At 37.8% G+C, this 16,450-nt stretch carries 5 protein-coding genes; 4 read left to right on the top strand and 1 reads right to left on the bottom strand.

The features are described 5' to 3' along the window. Positions 1-237 precede the first annotated feature (237 nt). Genes HNP35_RS08305 through HNP35_RS08295 form a run of 3 tightly spaced genes read left to right on the top strand, consistent with a single transcriptional unit; the run spans position 238 to position 14,335 of the window. Positions 238-11,418: a PKD domain-containing protein gene (locus tag HNP35_RS08305; RefSeq protein ID WP_184160251.1), complete on the top strand. Its 11,181-nt coding sequence runs from the start codon at positions 238-240 to the stop codon at positions 11,416-11,418. Between the two features lie 52 nt (positions 11,419-11,470). Continuing rightward, positions 11,471-12,394, top strand: a complete 924-nt coding sequence (locus tag HNP35_RS08300; RefSeq protein WP_184160249.1) for a PorP/SprF family type IX secretion system membrane protein — start codon at positions 11,471-11,473, stop codon at positions 12,392-12,394. Positions 12,395-12,406: 12 nt separating this feature from the next. Continuing rightward, positions 12,407-14,335, top strand: a complete 1,929-nt coding sequence (locus tag HNP35_RS08295; protein ID WP_184160247.1) for an OmpA family protein — start codon at positions 12,407-12,409, stop codon at positions 14,333-14,335. A 71-nt stretch (positions 14,336-14,406) separates the two neighbouring features. On the opposite strand, the gene HNP35_RS08290 is transcribed toward HNP35_RS08295, so the two are convergent. Next, positions 14,407-14,580: a hypothetical protein gene (locus HNP35_RS08290; RefSeq protein ID WP_144218730.1), complete on the bottom strand. Its 174-nt coding sequence runs from the start codon at positions 14,578-14,580 to the stop codon at positions 14,407-14,409. Between the two features lie 367 nt (positions 14,581-14,947). Between HNP35_RS08290 and fumC the strand changes: the two genes are divergently transcribed. After that, positions 14,948-16,333, top strand: coding sequence for a class II fumarate hydratase (gene fumC, locus HNP35_RS08285; protein WP_184160245.1), 1,386 nt, complete (start codon positions 14,948-14,950; stop codon positions 16,331-16,333). The last annotated feature ends 117 nt before the right edge of the window (positions 16,334-16,450 follow it).

The following is a 16,450-nucleotide window of genomic DNA, read 5'->3' as shown; positions in this document are numbered from 1 at the left end:
ATTAGCCGTATCTAAAAATTCCATCTTATTTTGTGGTATTTTCTATTGTTCACATTTGTAAAAATGGTTGCAAATTATAATCTGAAACATCTAAAAATTGAACTCAGGTTAATCTTTCCGTAAATTTGATAGGTTCTCACGTCACTATAAGTAAACTCTAATTTTTTAAAGAAAGACCAAAGCTTGATTTCTTATCAACAGCTTTTTCTTTAAACAAATTTCATATCCTTTATGCTTATGGATCAAACTATACCTTATCAAGATTATTTTAAAAAGCTAAAATTAATCCTAGCTGCTTTCGTTTTTTCTGTATCAATTTACGGCCAGAACTGTACGGTAAATGCTGGAGTTTTAAATGTTACTATATGCGAAACTGATGCATTGGTTTTAAGCGGTAATAATCCATCTCCTATTATTGGAAATGTTTTATGGACACAAATATCAGGGCCAACGGTCGTTATTGATACTCCAAATAATTCAAGTACTATTGTAACAGGCTATACGGGAGGAAATACATATATCTTTAGATATAGTGCAACTTGCGGTGACGGAGTCTTGACTTATCAGGATAAAGTTGTAAATGTACAACCTATTACTATTGCAAATGCTGGCGGTAATATAGCAAGTTGTCCAAATAGTACAGGAAATCTTTCTATAACAGCAAATACGCCTCAAAATACAGGAGAAACTGGCTATTGGGAAATCGTTGGCGCTAACAATGCAGGAGTTGTAATTAATTTTCCTAATTTACCTACGTCTACGATAACTTTACCCGCTACAAGTTGTGGTGTGACTACTGTGCAATGGGTTATTGAAGGTCCAGAATATGCTCCAGGACAGCGATGCAGAACCACATCTCAAATAACAGTAACTAATTATGGAGGTGTAACTCCAGTTTCCGCTGGGTCCGATCAAACACTTAGCAATTGTTATACTACCACTCAAAATACTAATCTTACTGGAACATATGGCGGTTGTGGCCTTAATGGACAAAGCGGTCAATGGACATTTGTTAGCGGTCCAAACACTCCTACTATTGGCACTCCAAACTCAAATAATACGCAGGTTTCAAACTTGGTACAAGGTACATATACCTTTAGATGGACGGTTTCAGGACCATGCGCTTCAGGTAATGATTTGGTTACTATTACAGTTCCTGAAGCTACACAAGATGTAACTACACTTCCTGGTGGAGATGAAGATATTTTCTTTTGTGACAATACCATAAATCAGGTTACTTTGGTAGCCCAAACACCTCTATATGCAGGAGAAACTGTTCAATGGACCCAAATATCTGGAGATCCAGGAGCAATAATTGTTTCTCCTACTAATCCAACTACTTTAATTACTAATATTTCAGATTCTGGCGACCCTTATAAATTTAGATATACCCTTACAAACAATAACACAGGCTGTATATTTACGAAAGATTATAACATTCAATACAATGGTCCGACGCGAACTATTGTCGCTAATAATGGTAATGATATTGCTGGAAGTTGTAATGCAACAGTATTTACGATTCCGCTTACTGTAACAGGAACAGGAGTGAATCAATATAGAATTGTAACTGGACCAAGCACATCGCCTCTTGCTCCCTTTCCTACTGCATTGCAAGATGTTGGAAATTCATTAACACTAACACTTACTGAACCAGGAGAATATACGGTTGAATTTATCAGAAGTCAAAACGGAACACTTCCTGTTGGTTGTGATTATGGTTTTGATACTTTAAATATAATCGTTTCAGGAGATCCAGTTCCGTCCAATGCAGGATCTGATGTAAGTTTGCCATGTGGAGATACCAGTACCACGCTTTCAGGAGTTGTAACTGGGGATGGAATGCACTTTTGGAGTCAGCTAAGCGGTCCTAATCAAGCGACAATTACCGATAATTTTGCTGTAAACACTCAGGTAACTGGGCTTATTCCTGGAACTTATGTTTTTCAGTACATCACAAAAGGTGGCGGTGCAACTTGCGGTTTTTCGGTTTCAACAGTAACGATTTATGTTTCTGATAGTACTTTAGGCGTAATTGATGCAGGTCCAAATCAAGTTGTTTGTGCTAATGCTCAAGTTCATTTAGCCGCAACACCAGCCCAAAGTGGAGAAATTGGAACATGGAGTCAAGTTTCTGGTCCGAGCACAATTATATTTTCAAATGTAAATGATCCAAATGCTGTTGCTAGAGGTTTTACAACAAATTTATCACAATACGAATTGCAGTGGTCGCTTTCTTATCTTCATCCTGGTCCTTCTTGTAATTCAGCCATATCAGATACTGTTACCATTGTAACAAATAATTCTACAGCATCATCCAATTCAGATGCAGGCCCCGATGCTTGTTATCCTTCTGGAACAACATCATTTAATCTTAGTGGTAATACTCCGGGAACTTTTGAAATCGGTTTATGGTCTGTTACTCCTTCAGCTGGGGTTGTTTTTGCCGATTCAAGCGATCCTAATACTTTAGTGACAGTACCAGGAAACGGAACATACACTTTTACATGGGCAATACAAACCATTACAAGATTATGTGCTCCTAATACAAGCGAAGTAACGGTAACCATTGCCGATACTCCTCCAGCTGCAAATGCGGGACCAGATCAGGAAATTTGTGGCAACACTATAACAATGGCGGCGACATCCACCAGTGGTGCCGTTGGAACTTGGACTAGAATTTCGGGTGTAGGAAGTTATACGATAAGTGATATACATGATCCTAATGCTGTTTTCACTTTTACCTACAGCGGTTATTATATTTTTAGATGGACAGTTGATGCCGAAGTCTGTGGTGAAGCTTTTGATGATGTTAATTTATCAATTGGAATTCCACCTCATCAAGCTGTTGCTGGACCTGACCAAAACGTATGTAATAATACAAGTGTAACTATGGCAGGAAGTGCTTACGACAGTTTTTTTGAAGCTGGACAATGGTCTGTTCTAACTGGCGCACCCAATCAGCCAACAATTGTTGATTCTACCAATCCAAATACTTTAATTAACGGACTTGTTGCAGGAACTTATACTTTTAGATGGACTGTTACTGCGAAAAGTATCTTCTTGTGCCCAGGTACTTTTGATGATATGATTGTGACAGTAACACCAACTGCGAATGCAGGAATTGACCAATCATACTGTGATGTAACCAGCGTTCAGCTTAAAGGAAATGAAAATTCAACTGGAACTTGGACACTTACTAGTACTACTGGAAATCCTGCAGACGTTACCATAACACAATCACCGGCTAATAGCTATATCGCTAACGCAACTGTAGTTCCTGGAAACAATTATGTTTTTACGTACACAACCAGTTCTACAGTTTTTCCTGATGGTTCTACTTGTTCAGGATCTTCCGATTCAGTAAATATTAATATCTTTAGTGGGGCAAGTATTCCTCCCGATGCTGGACCAGATCAAACGCTTTGTATATCTGATGTCGCAGGAACCACTACATTACAAGGAAATGCACCTCCACCAGATGTTTCTAATGCTCAATGGCGTTTTGTTTTTCAGCCAACGGGAAGTGTAGCAGTAATCGATACCCCTTCTTCCCCATTGACTACTCTTAGTGGCTTAACTGTTCCAGGATTATATATTTTAGAATGGGGTTTTGAAAGTACTTCATGTAGATCTTTATCAGATATTGTCAGAATAGAAATGAACGCTGCTCCAAGTACTGCTAATGCTGGTCCTGATGACGCTGTGGCTTGCCAAACCACTTATCAGACAGCTGCTATAGCTCCAACAGTTGGTATTGGAACATGGACCATCACCAGTCAGCCTGCAGGAGCCGCAGCGGTTATAGACAGCCCTAATAGTCCGATTACAACTCTTTCAAATGTTACAGTCTTAGGGACATATACTTTAACGTGGACAGTAACAAATGGACCTTTTACAAGTCCATCATTGTGCCAGCCATCTTCAGATACGGTTGACATTACTTTTAACGACGATCCTCCGACAGTAGCCAATGCGGGTCCTGATCAAGAACTATGTGATGTAACTTCAGTAACTATGGGAGCAAATGCGGCTGTTATTGGCACAGGGACATGGACACAAATTTCTGGTCCTAATACAGCTACAATCGCTTCTCCAAACAACCCTAACTCACTAATGTTGCAATTAATTCCTGGCACTTATGAATTTAGCTGGACAATTGCAACAACAGGATGTACTTCTGAGGATAGAGTTATAGTAACGGTTTACGACTTACCTTCAACTGCTAATGCTGGGCCAAATCGAATTATTCCACAATTCTCTCCAGTTAATATGAATGCAACAACACCTACAGTAGGTACTGGAGTTTGGACTCAAGTATCTGGACCAAGCATTGTAGGATTTGTTGATGATACTTCTCCGACTACAGCTGTAACGGGAACGATTTCTGGAATATATGTTTTAGAGTGGACTGTAAGCAACGGTAATTGTGCAGTTTCATCTGATACTATGACCTTAACCATATTGTCTGTTGCTGATCTAGAATTAACGAAATCTGTTACTCCCGTTACCGGAAGTGCAGGAGACACAGTTACTTTCAATCTTCAAATTTTCAATAATAACTCTTTGGGAGGAACAGTAACTGCAACTGGAGTTTCTGTACGAGATTATATTCCATCTGGTTATACCATAGTGCCAGGCTCTGTAAACTTAGCAGGAATTTATAATGTGGGCGATAATACCGTAACTTGGAATAATCTTTCAATTCCTGTTGGAAGCAGGCTAACATTATCTTTTCAGGCAGTAATTAAATCCACAGGATCCTATGTAAACAATGCTGAAATTATTGCTTCAGATCAATTTGATCCTGATAGTACCCCAAATAACAATATTGCGACCGAAGATGATCAGGATGATGCCTCTATTATATTGGATGTTGCCGATTTATCATTGCAAAAAACAGTTTCGCCTGCAACGGTAAGCATAAACGACAATGTTATTTTCACAATTAGAGTTACCAATAGCGGTCCTAATAACGCTACCGGAATAACAGTATCCGATCAACTTCCTCCTGGGTATACTTATGTGAGCGATAATGGTGCTGGAAAATATAACAGCACTACAGGTATTTGGAATGTTGGCAATCTCAACAACGGAAACTCACTTGCTTTACAGATTACAGCAAAAGTGAATGTTGTTTCAAATGTAAACGACTACATTAATATAGCAGAGGTTGAAACTGCTAAACAGCTTGATCCTGACAGTACTCCCGGAAATGGATTACCGGAAGATGATAGAGCCAGTGCTACTGTTTCATTAAAACAAGCCGATTTAGAGCTAACGAAAATAGTGGCTCCGTTAACAGCCGCTGCAGGAAGTCAAGTTGATTTCATCATAAATGTACTTAATCGAGGTCCCGGAAATGCAACAGGTGTTGATGTCCAGGATGTTATTCCAGTTGGATATACGCTCATTCCTGGATCAGTTTCTTCTGGCGGAACGTATCAAGCGGCAACTGCTACCTTAGAATGGAAAGATTTGTATTTAGCTGCTAATTCTAATTTAAATTTAACCTTTAGTGCGCTTGTCAATCCATTAGGAAATTATTTAAATGTCGCTCAAATAACAGCTAGTGATTTACCTGATCCTGATTCAACTCCAAATAATAATGTAGCTTCTGAAGATGATCAAGATGATGCAGGAATTATTTTTATCGGTCCATCTGCCGACTTATCTTTAGTCAAAAATGTTGTAGCAGGAAACACAAGTCCTGTTGTGGGAAGTCAGGTTTCTTTTGAACTTATTATTACCAATGATGGTCCAAATAATGCAACAGGAGTTCAGGTAACCGATTTACTTCCTTCTGGCTTTCAATATGTAAATTACAGTTCTTCGGCAGGTTTATATGACAGTGCTACAGGAATTTGGAATGTGGGAACAGTAGATGTTGGAGTTTCAGAATCGCTGATACTAGATGTCAAGGTATTGCCTACAGGAGATTATTTTAATGTCGCTCAAGTAACTGCAAGTAATCTTCCAGACCCTGACAGTACACCAAATAATGATGATGGAGATCAGAGTGAAGACGATGAAGACAATGCCGTTGTAACACCAATTCAACCTTCAGCCGATTTATCGTTAACTAAAACCGTAAGCAATCCGACTCCACTTGTTGGTTCTATTGTAACTTTTACCATTATAACCACAAATAGCGGACCTCAGGATGCAGCACTTGTTCAGGTAACCGATTTACTGCCTTCAGGTTATACTTTCAGCAGTTTTAATGCAACAAGCGGTACTTATAATAGTACAACTGGATTATGGACTCTAGATATTCTCGAAAGCAGCGAATCTGAAACACTTCAAATTAATGCAATTGTCAATTCGACTGGGAATTACATCAATATTGCTGAAGTTACCAATAGCGATACTCCAGATCCAGATTCTACTCCAAATAATGGAGTAATCACTGAAGACGATTATGGAACTGCAACCACTACTCCTATTCCGCAATCTTCTGATTTGTCTTTAGCAAAAACAGTTAATACCACAACTCCATTGGTTGGATCACTTGTTACTTTTGAAGTTGTTGTAACCAATAATGGACCTCAGGATAACTTTGGAGTTCAAGTAACAGATGTGCTTCCTTCGGGATACACCTTTACTGGATTTACAGTTTCTACAGGAACTTATGATACCGCTACAGGAATTTGGACAGTTGGTAATCTAGTAACTGGTGATGCAGAAACACTTCAGCTTGTTGCAAGAGTAAATCCTACAGGAAATTATACTAATACCGCTGAAGTTACAGCTGCTAATCTTCCTGATCCCGATTCAACTCCAAATAACGGAATCACAACAGAAGATGATTATGCTGAAGCTACTACAGTTCCTGTTCCAACATCAGCAGATTTATCATTGACAAAAACCGTGAGCAATGCCACTCCACTTGTAGGCTCTTTAGTAACGTTCAGTATTCAGGTAACAAATTCTGGCCCACAAGAAGCAAATGGAGTTACCGTAACCGATTTACTGCCTTCTGGCTTTACTTATGTGTCATACAGTGCCACAACAGGAAGTTATGTTCCTACAACAGGACTTTGGACAGTTGGAAATATGCCAATCACAGATTCTTACACTTTACAAATAACGGCTCTCGTTAATGCCGCAGGAAATTACACCAATAGTGCCGAAATTACAGCAAGCAGTCAGCCTGATCCAGATTCTACTCCTAATAATGGAATTACAACAGAAGATGATTATGCAGAAGCAACAGTAGTTCCGATTGCAACATCGGCTGATTTATCATTAACTAAAACGGTAAACAATACCACTCCTCTGGTAGGTTCTCAGGTAACTTTTAGTATTCAGATAAACAATGCAGGACCTCAAAGCTCAGAGAATATAATTGTTACCGATTTATTGCCTACTGGTTATTCTTATGTCTCCTATACAGCAACAGCTGGAAGTTATGATGCTGTTACGGGACTTTGGACTGTAGGAAGCATGCCAGTCTCTACAGCTCATACTTTACAAATAACAGCTGTGGTTAATGCCACAGGAAACTACACCAATAGTGCCGAAATTACAGCAAGCAGTCAGCCTGATCCAGATTCTACTCCGAATAATGGAATTACAACAGAAGATGATTATGCAGAAGCAACAGCAACACCAACAGCACAATCCTCTGATTTATCATTGACCAAAACAGTTAATAATAACACTCCTTTAGCAGGATCTCCAGTAACTTTTGCGGTTGTTGTTACCAATAACGGTCCGCAAGACAATACAGGAGTTCAAATTACTGATTTACTGCCTTCTGGATATACTTACAATAGTTTTACAGTTTCTACAGGAACTTATAATTCAACTAACGGAATATGGAATATTGGTAATTTGGCGAATGGAGAATCAGAAACTTTGCAAATTACTGCTATTGTAAATGCATCCGGAGATTATTTAAATATTGCTGAAATTACTTCCGCAAATCTTCCTGATCCTAATTCAACTCCAAACAATGGTGTTCCAACAGAAAATGATTACGCAACAGCTACAATAATTCCAACAGCACAATCCGCAGATTTATCTTTAACTAAAACAGTTAATAGCACTAACCCTTTAGTAGGTTCTTTAGTAACTTTTGAAGTGATTGTGACAAATAACGGTCCACAGAATACTTCAGGCGTTACTGTTACCGATTTGCTTCCAAACGGTTATACCTACTCTAATTTTACCATTTCCACAGGAACTTATAATCCTGTAACGGGTTTATGGACGGTTGGCAATTTAATCAACGGAAAGTCAGAAACCTTACAAATTTTAGCTGTCGTAAATCCGGCCGGCAATTATGTAAATGCAGCCGAAGTAACTGCAAGTGCTCTTCCTGACCCAGATTCTACGCCTAATAACGGAATCACAACCGAAGATGATTACGCAACAGCAACAGTAACTCCAAATGCACAAGCGGCTGATTTAGCATTAACCAAAACCGTTAACAATCCTACTCCATTAGTAGGTTCTCCAGTTATTTTTGAAATAATTGCAACTAATAATGGACCGCAGAATACAACAGGAGTTGAAGTTACAGATCTTCTGCCTTCCGGATATACTTTTGTAAATTACAGCGCAACAAAAGGTGTTTATAATGCCACAACTGGAAAATGGACAATTGGTTCATTCTTAAATGGAGATTCTCAAGTTTTGAGAATAACTGCGATTGTTAATCCAGCAGGTAATTATGTAAACATTGCAGAAGTGACTGCCAGCAGTTTACCAGATCCAAATTCAACACCAGGAAATGGAGTTCCTACTGAAAATGATTATGGAACTGCTACAACTGCTCCTTTAGGACAATCGGCAGATTTATCTTTAACTAAAACGGTTAATAATGCTACTCCTTTAATCGGTTCTTCTGTAACTTTTGAAATTGTTATTTCTAATAATGGTCCACAAAATGCAACAGGAGTTGAAGTTACCGATCTGTTGCCTTCTGGATATACATTCAGTAGTTTTACCTCTACAAAAGGAACTTACAGCAATACGACTGGAAAATGGAATATTGGCTCTTTGGTTAACGGAGATTCACAGACACTGCAATTAACCGCTATTGTAAACGCAGCTGGAAATTACTTGAATACTGCAGAAGTTACTGCCAGCAGTCTTCCAGATCCAAATTCAACTCCAAACAATGGAATTATTACCGAAGACGATTATGCTAGTGCAGTTACAACTCCGACAATTCCGATGGCTGATTTATCTCTTATTAAAACAGTAGTAGGCGGTAATTTAAGTCCGATATTTGGAGCAACAGTAACTTTTGAAATAACGGTAACCAACAGCGGTCCCCAAAATGCTACGGGAGTTCAAGTAATGGATCAGCTTCCAAGCGGATATGAATATATTGTTTACAGCTCAACTGCTGGACAATATTATAATACTACAGGAATTTGGGATATAGGAACTATACCTAGCGGAGGTTCAGAATCTTTACTTATATCTGTTAAAGTAAATAATACCGGAATTTATCAAAATGTTGCAGAAGTTTATGCTTCTAATGAATTAGATCCTGACAGTACACCAAATAACAATGTGAGCGGTGAAGATGATATCAGCTCAGTAGTACTAAATCCAGTTCCCGCTGTAGCTGACCTTTCTATAGAAAAAAGAGTCATTAACAACATTCTGACTCCAAATGTTGGATCGCAAATTACATTTTCTATCACAGTAACGAATTCAGGTCCTAGTATTGCTACGGGAGTAACAGTAAGAGATATTATTCCTGCTGGATATGAATATATCTTTTATAATTCAACTTCCGGAGCATACGACCGCTCAACTGGTGAATGGAATCCAGGAATTATTCTGCCTGGAAACAGTCATACTTTATTGCTAAATGTGAATGTAAAAAGCCCGACCGGTGTGCCTAATGAATATTTGAATACTGCTGAAATTATGAATTCAGATCAATTTGATCCCGACAGTACACCTGGAAATGGCATAACTACCGAAGATGATTATGACAGTATTTCTGTTACTCCAGTAATTGTGATGGCTGATTTATCCATCAGTAAAACGGCACTAAACCAAAATAATGTTTATGATGTTGGAGCAACCGTTATTTTCACCGTTACCGTTAAAAATGATGGTCCTGCCAACGCAAGTGGTGTGATGGTCAAAGATTTGCTACCTCCTGGATTTACTTATTTAACCAGCAGTCCAACCAGCGGTTTATATAACTATATAACAGGAGTTTGGAATGTTGGTAATATTGCTAACGGAACAGATCAGTCACTTGATATCTACACTCGTGTCAATCCGCCGTCTGGAACTGCAAATGATTATACCAATGTAACAGAAGTCATTGCCAGCAACCTGCCCGATCCAGATTCTACTCCAAACAACGGAGTTACAACAGAAGACGATTATGACAGTTTAACCATCAATGTTGCCGTAGCCGATTTAAGTCTGGAAAAAACAGTAAACAATAAAAACGCAAACGTAAACGAAGTCGTAACATTTACGCTGCAGCTTAACAATGAAGGACCAAGCACAGCAACGGGAGTCGCAGTTGAAGATATTATTCCGCTTGGTTACAAGAATATTTCGAACATTAATAATGGTGGTATTTTTAGTCTGAATACCATTAAATGGGTAAACTTAACGGTTCCCGTGGGCGGAATAACATTGACTTATCAGGCCACTGTTGCCAATCCGCTTGGACTAGAAAGCGTAGATTATGTCAATATTGCCCAAGTTACGGCAAGCAATCAGTTTGATCCCGATTCGACGCCAAATAATGATAACGGAGATCAAAGCGAAGACGACGAAGATTCTCAATCTATCAGCATTCCTTCTACTGATATTGCCATCAACAAAGAAGTAGACAAAACAGATGTTCCAATGGGCAGTCAGGTAATTTTTACCATTACAGCTGAAAACCTAGGAAATCTAACGGCCACAAACGTTGAAGTTCAGGATGTACTTCCAAAAGGATATTCATTCGTAAATTCAACTGTAAGTTCAGGAACCTATAATTCGACAACAGGTATTTGGAATATTCCATCAATCAATACTGGCACTTTGCAAACATTAACCTTAACAGTTAAAGTGGTTGATTTTAATGATTATCTGAATACCGCTCATTTGACAAAACTGGATCAAATCGATACTAATTCGGCAAATAATCAGGACAGCGCTACGGTTTCTCCAAACTGTCTGAAAATTTACAACGAGTTTTCACCAAATGATGACGGTCAGAACGACTTCTTCTACATTGATTGTATTGACAGATATCCAAACAATCAACTGGAAATCTTTAACCGCTGGGGTAATTTGGTTTACTATAAAAAAGGCTACAACAATACTTGGGACGGAAAAGCAGACGGTTCTGCCAAAACACTTCCCGAAGGAACCTATTTCTATATTCTTGATTTAGGAGATGGATCTAAAAAAACCTCTGGATGGCTTTATCTGAAATAAAATCATCTCGAAAAACAAAATTAAGAATAGGATTAACCAAAATAAATTGGCTATGATTAAAAATATAAAAAAGGTTTTCGCGCTACTCACTCTATTCTCGGTATATGGAGCCTTTGCACAGCAAGACCCGCAATATACCCAATACATGTACAATACGCTCACGGTAAACTCCGCTTATGCGGGTTCGCTGGGACACTTGGCTATAACAGGAATTTATAGAACACAATGGGTTGGTCTTGAAGGCGCACCAGACACACAAAGTTTTACACTCGATACTCCTGTCGGAAAAAATGTCGGTCTTGGAATTTCGATTGTAAATGAAGAAATCGGACCAACAGAAGAACAATACTTAGATGCCAATTTCTCTTATACCATCAGATCTGGCGAATCACACAAACTCTCTTTCGGAATAAAAGGAGGCGGACGCGTTATCAATATCGATTGGTCCAAAGGAAGCCACAAAGATCCAGATGTACAATTTCGCGAAAACATAACCAATAAATTCCTGCCTGTTGTAGGCGCTGGATTATATTGGCACGGCGAACGAGATTATATTGGATTGTCTGTTCCTAATTTTATGACACGAGAGCGTTATACTTATGACGATATTGCTGATGATCTAATTAACGAAAGAATACATTTATATTTAATCGGGGGAATTGTTTTTGACCTATCAGCACATACTAAATTCAAACCTGCCGTTTTATTCAAATATGTTGCCGGCGCTCCTATTATTGCTGATTTCTCAGCCAATTTCATGTTTAATAATGCTGTAACGGTCGGAGCTTCTTATCGTACTTCAGATTCGGTAAGTGGACTTATTGGAATCCAAATCACACCGATGATTATGGCTGGATATGCTTATGATTATACCACAACAGCATTGCAGAATTACAACAGTGGCACACATGAAATCATGCTTCGTTTTGAACTGGTTTCACGCAAAAAAGGACTTAAATCACCAAGATTCTTCTAATACGAATAGTCTATGAAAAGAACAATTACTATACTCGCATTATTGGTTGTACAGCTGATTTATTCGCAGACCAAAAACAAAACTGCCGATGCTCTTTTTGATAAGATGTATTATGTTGAAGCCGCAAAATCGTATGAGCTTTCTGTAAGCAATGGAGATACTTCAAAAGAAATACTGCAACGACTTGGAGATGCTTATTATTTTAATACCAAAATGACAAGTGCTTCAAAATGGTACGGAAAACTGATTGCCGAATATCCAAACGAGATTTCTGCCGAATATCTATTTCGTTATGCACAGTCGTTACAGGGAGTTCAGAATTATGAACTGGCTAAAAAATGGATGAAGGCTTTCGCCGAGAAACAAAAATCAACTGATGCGAGAGCTAAAAACTTTTCGCTAAAAAATGTCACTTTAGAAGATATCGAAAATATAAAACCTTCTTTTCTTCTTGAAAATTTAGATATTAATTCTGCTTATTCCGATTTTGGTCCAATGTATTACAAAGGCGATTTGGTTTACTCCACTACTATTGATTCTTCTTATTGGAAAACAAATAAATACGGATGGAATGACCAGCCTTATTTAAATATGCAATTGGGTAAAATCAGCGAAACACAATCGAATGTTACTTTTAAAGAAAAATTCGGAAAAGAAATCACTACACAGTATCACGAAGCCTGCATTGCTTTTTCTCCCGACGAAAAAACCATTTATTTTACCCGAAATAATTATAACGGAAAACTAAAACGCGACAGTAAAGGCATCAATAATCTGAAGATTTTCTCGGCAACAGCGGTTGAAAACAATAACGGAACGGTTTCTTGGAAAGATGTAAAAGAACTGCCTTTTAACAGCGATAATTATTCCGTTGGGCATCCTTCGATAAGTAAAGATGGTAAAAAGCTCTATTTTGTTTCGGATATGCCTGGTACAATTGGTTCTACAGATATTTTCGTAGTGGATATTTTAGGCAATAATCAATTTTCAACGCCTAAAAATTTGGGAGAAAAAATAAATACGACCGGACGTGAAATGTTTCCATACATTACCGATCAGGCACTATATTTTTCTTCTGATGGTTTTTTGGGTTTAGGAGGTCTCGATGTTTTTGAAAGCCGAATAAATGACGCTGTTTTTGATGTTCCTGCAAATTTAGGCGCGCCATTAAACAGTAATCGAGATGATTTTGGTTATATCGTCAACGAAGCCACTAATAAAGGGTTTGTTTGTTCTAACAGAAAAACAGGAAAAGGCGATGATGATATTTATTCTTTCGAAAGATCTTGCAATCAAGCAATAAACGGTTACATTTTTGATGCCATTTCCAACAATAGAATCGCTGGCGCAATGGTAACTCTAAAAAATTCAAACGGTATCAAAGTAGCTGAAACCGTTTCTCAACTCGACGGAAAATATGATTTCAACAATAATGTAGATTGCAATACACCTTACACAGTTGAAGTCTCGAAAGAGAATTATAACAACAATACTAAAGCGATTATAACAGCAAACAGTTCAGGTAAAACCGAAGCACTTGTTGGTTTAGATCCAGCTTTAATTGCACGTGAAAATGGTATATTGAAAATAAAAATCGGCATCATTTTCTTTGATTTAGATAAATCTGATATTCGTTATGATGCTGCAATAGAATTAAATAAAGTTGTTCTTCTTATGACTCAGTATCCAACTGTTGTGATTAAAATCGAATCGCATACCGATTCGCGAGCTAACGATCAATATAACTTAGAATTGTCCGACCGAAGAGCAAAAGCTACTCGAGATTATATTATTTCACAAGGAATAGCAGCAGAAAGAATCGAAAGCGCCATTGGTTATGGAGAAACACAATTAATCAATAACTGTTCAAATGGTGTTCCGTGTACCGAAGCACAGCATCAAATAAATCGAAGAAGCGAATTTATCATTACAAAAATGTAAATTCATCACATATCAAAATAAAAAAAAGGACTCGTAAAAACGGGTCCTTTTCTTATGACATCAATCTAAAATTAAATAGACTGTTCTTCTTGTCTTCTTTTAGCTCTCTTTTCTTTGAAAAGTTCCCAGCTAGCTCCCGTAACCCAATAAGATACGAAACCAACCAAGAAAAACATTAACCAAAATCCTATAGTAAGAATGGTTAAGAAAAGTAAAAAGCCTAAGTACTGTGAAAATTCAAACATGTTTTCCGGAATTTTTGAATGTTAGGACAAATGTAGGCTATATATTTTTTTTCAGCAATAAAATCTAAATCAATTTTCGTTAAATAACATTTATATGTATATTTATACTCATTTTAAATAAGGATTTTTTTGAGTCGTGAAACCTTTCAAATAAAGAGTTCTTTAAAGTTATAATAATTTTTAGGAGCTATTTCCTGCTGTCCGCTGTATTCCCGATAAACAAAAACTACGGCTAAAAGCCTTGTTTTTCTAAATCGGGAGATGCCGCTCCCATCAGGGCTAGGGCACTCATTTTCAAAAGAACTTTCAGTTACAACCTTATAAACAACATTTTATATTTTACAAATAACATTTTACAAACAACAAAATGAAATACCGCATAGAAAAAGACACCATGGGAGAAGTACAAGTCCCAGCCGATAAATATTGGGGTGCACAAACAGAACGTTCTAGAAATAATTTCAAAATCGGACCTTCGGGTTCTATGCCAAAAGAAATTGTGGAAGGTTTTGCTTATCTAAAAAAAGCTGCTGCCTACGCCAATTATGATTTAGGTGTTTTACCAATCGAAAAAAGAGATGCCATCGCTGCAGTTTGCGATGAGATTCTGGAAGGAAAACTAGACGATCAATTTCCGCTTGTAATTTGGCAAACTGGTTCTGGAACACAGAGCAATATGAATGTGAACGAAGTGATTGCAAACCGTGCACAAGTTCTTAAAGGTTTCGAGATTGGTGAAGGCGAACAATTCATCAAAGCAAACGATGACGTTAATAAATCACAATCTTCAAACGATACTTTCCCAACCGGAATGCACATTGCTGCTTACAAAATGGTGGTAGAAACTACAATTCCGGGAGTTGAGAAACTTCACGCTACTTTAGTTAAAAAAGCAACTGAATTTAAGGATGTTGTAAAAATTGGAAGAACACACTTAATGGATGCAACGCCATTGACACTTGGCCAAGAAATTTCTGGTTACGCTTCTCAATTGGCCTTCGGATTAAAAGCTTTAAAAAACACTTTAGCTCATTTATCTGAAATCGCTCTGGGAGGAACCGCAGTAGGAACTGGACTAAACACACCAAAAGGTTACGACGTAAAAGTTGCCGAATATATTGCTGAATTTACTAATCATCCATTTGTAACAGCGGAAAATAAATTTGAAGCACTTGCTGCACACGATGCAATTGTAGAAACGCACGGCGCACTAAAACAATTGGCCGTTTCATTAAACAAAATCGCAAATGACGTAAGAATGTTAGCTTCTGGACCACGTTCTGGAATTGGAGAAATTCATATTCCCGAAAATGAGCCAGGTTCTTCTATCATGCCAGGAAAAGTAAATCCGACACAATGTGAAGCTTTAACAATGGTTTGTGCTCAAGTAATTGGAAATGATATGGCGATTGCTGTTGGCGGAATGCAAGGACATTATGAATTGAATGTTTTTAAACCCGTTATGGCGGCAAACTTTTTACAATCTGCTCAATTATTGGGTGATGCTTGTGTTTCTTTTGATGAGCATTGCGCACAAGGAATCGAACCTAATTATAAACGTATCAAAGAATTAGTTGATAATTCGCTAATGCTTGTTACTGCTTTAAACACTAAAATTGGTTATTATAAAGCCGCAGAAATTGCGCAAACTGCCCACAAAAACGGAACTACTCTTAAAGAAGAAGCTGTTCGTTTGGGCTACGTAACTGCAGAAGATTTCGATGCTTGGGTGAAACCAGAAGATATGGTTTAGAATTTTTGCTTCAAGTTTTTCTGTTTCAAGTTTCAAGTTGAAATACTGAAAAATCAAATTGAATCTATTTATAAAAAAGGGAGAAAACTTTAAAGTTTTCTCCCTTTTTAATTTGCT

The sequence above is a fragment of the Flavobacterium notoginsengisoli genome (assembly GCF_014207905.1).
GTDB classification, from domain to species: domain Bacteria; phylum Bacteroidota; class Bacteroidia; order Flavobacteriales; family Flavobacteriaceae; genus Flavobacterium; species Flavobacterium notoginsengisoli_A.
Note: the sequence above shows the minus strand (reverse complement) of the source record. Positions and strands in the feature narration are given on the sequence as shown.

Excerpts from the sequence above, each read along its gene's own strand:
- HNP35_RS08305 (WP_184160251.1), top strand. The coding sequence starts at position 238 with ATGGATCAAACTATACCTTATCAAGATTATTTTAAAAAGCTAAAATTA.
- HNP35_RS08300 (WP_184160249.1), top strand. The coding sequence starts at position 11,471 with ATGATTAAAAATATAAAAAAGGTTTTCGCGCTACTCACTCTATTCTCG.
- HNP35_RS08295 (WP_184160247.1), top strand. The coding sequence starts at position 12,407 with ATGAAAAGAACAATTACTATACTCGCATTATTGGTTGTACAGCTGATT.
- HNP35_RS08290 (WP_144218730.1), bottom strand. The coding sequence starts at position 14,580 with ATGTTTGAATTTTCACAGTACTTAGGCTTTTTACTTTTCTTAACCATT.
- fumC (WP_184160245.1), top strand. The coding sequence starts at position 14,948 with ATGAAATACCGCATAGAAAAAGACACCATGGGAGAAGTACAAGTCCCA.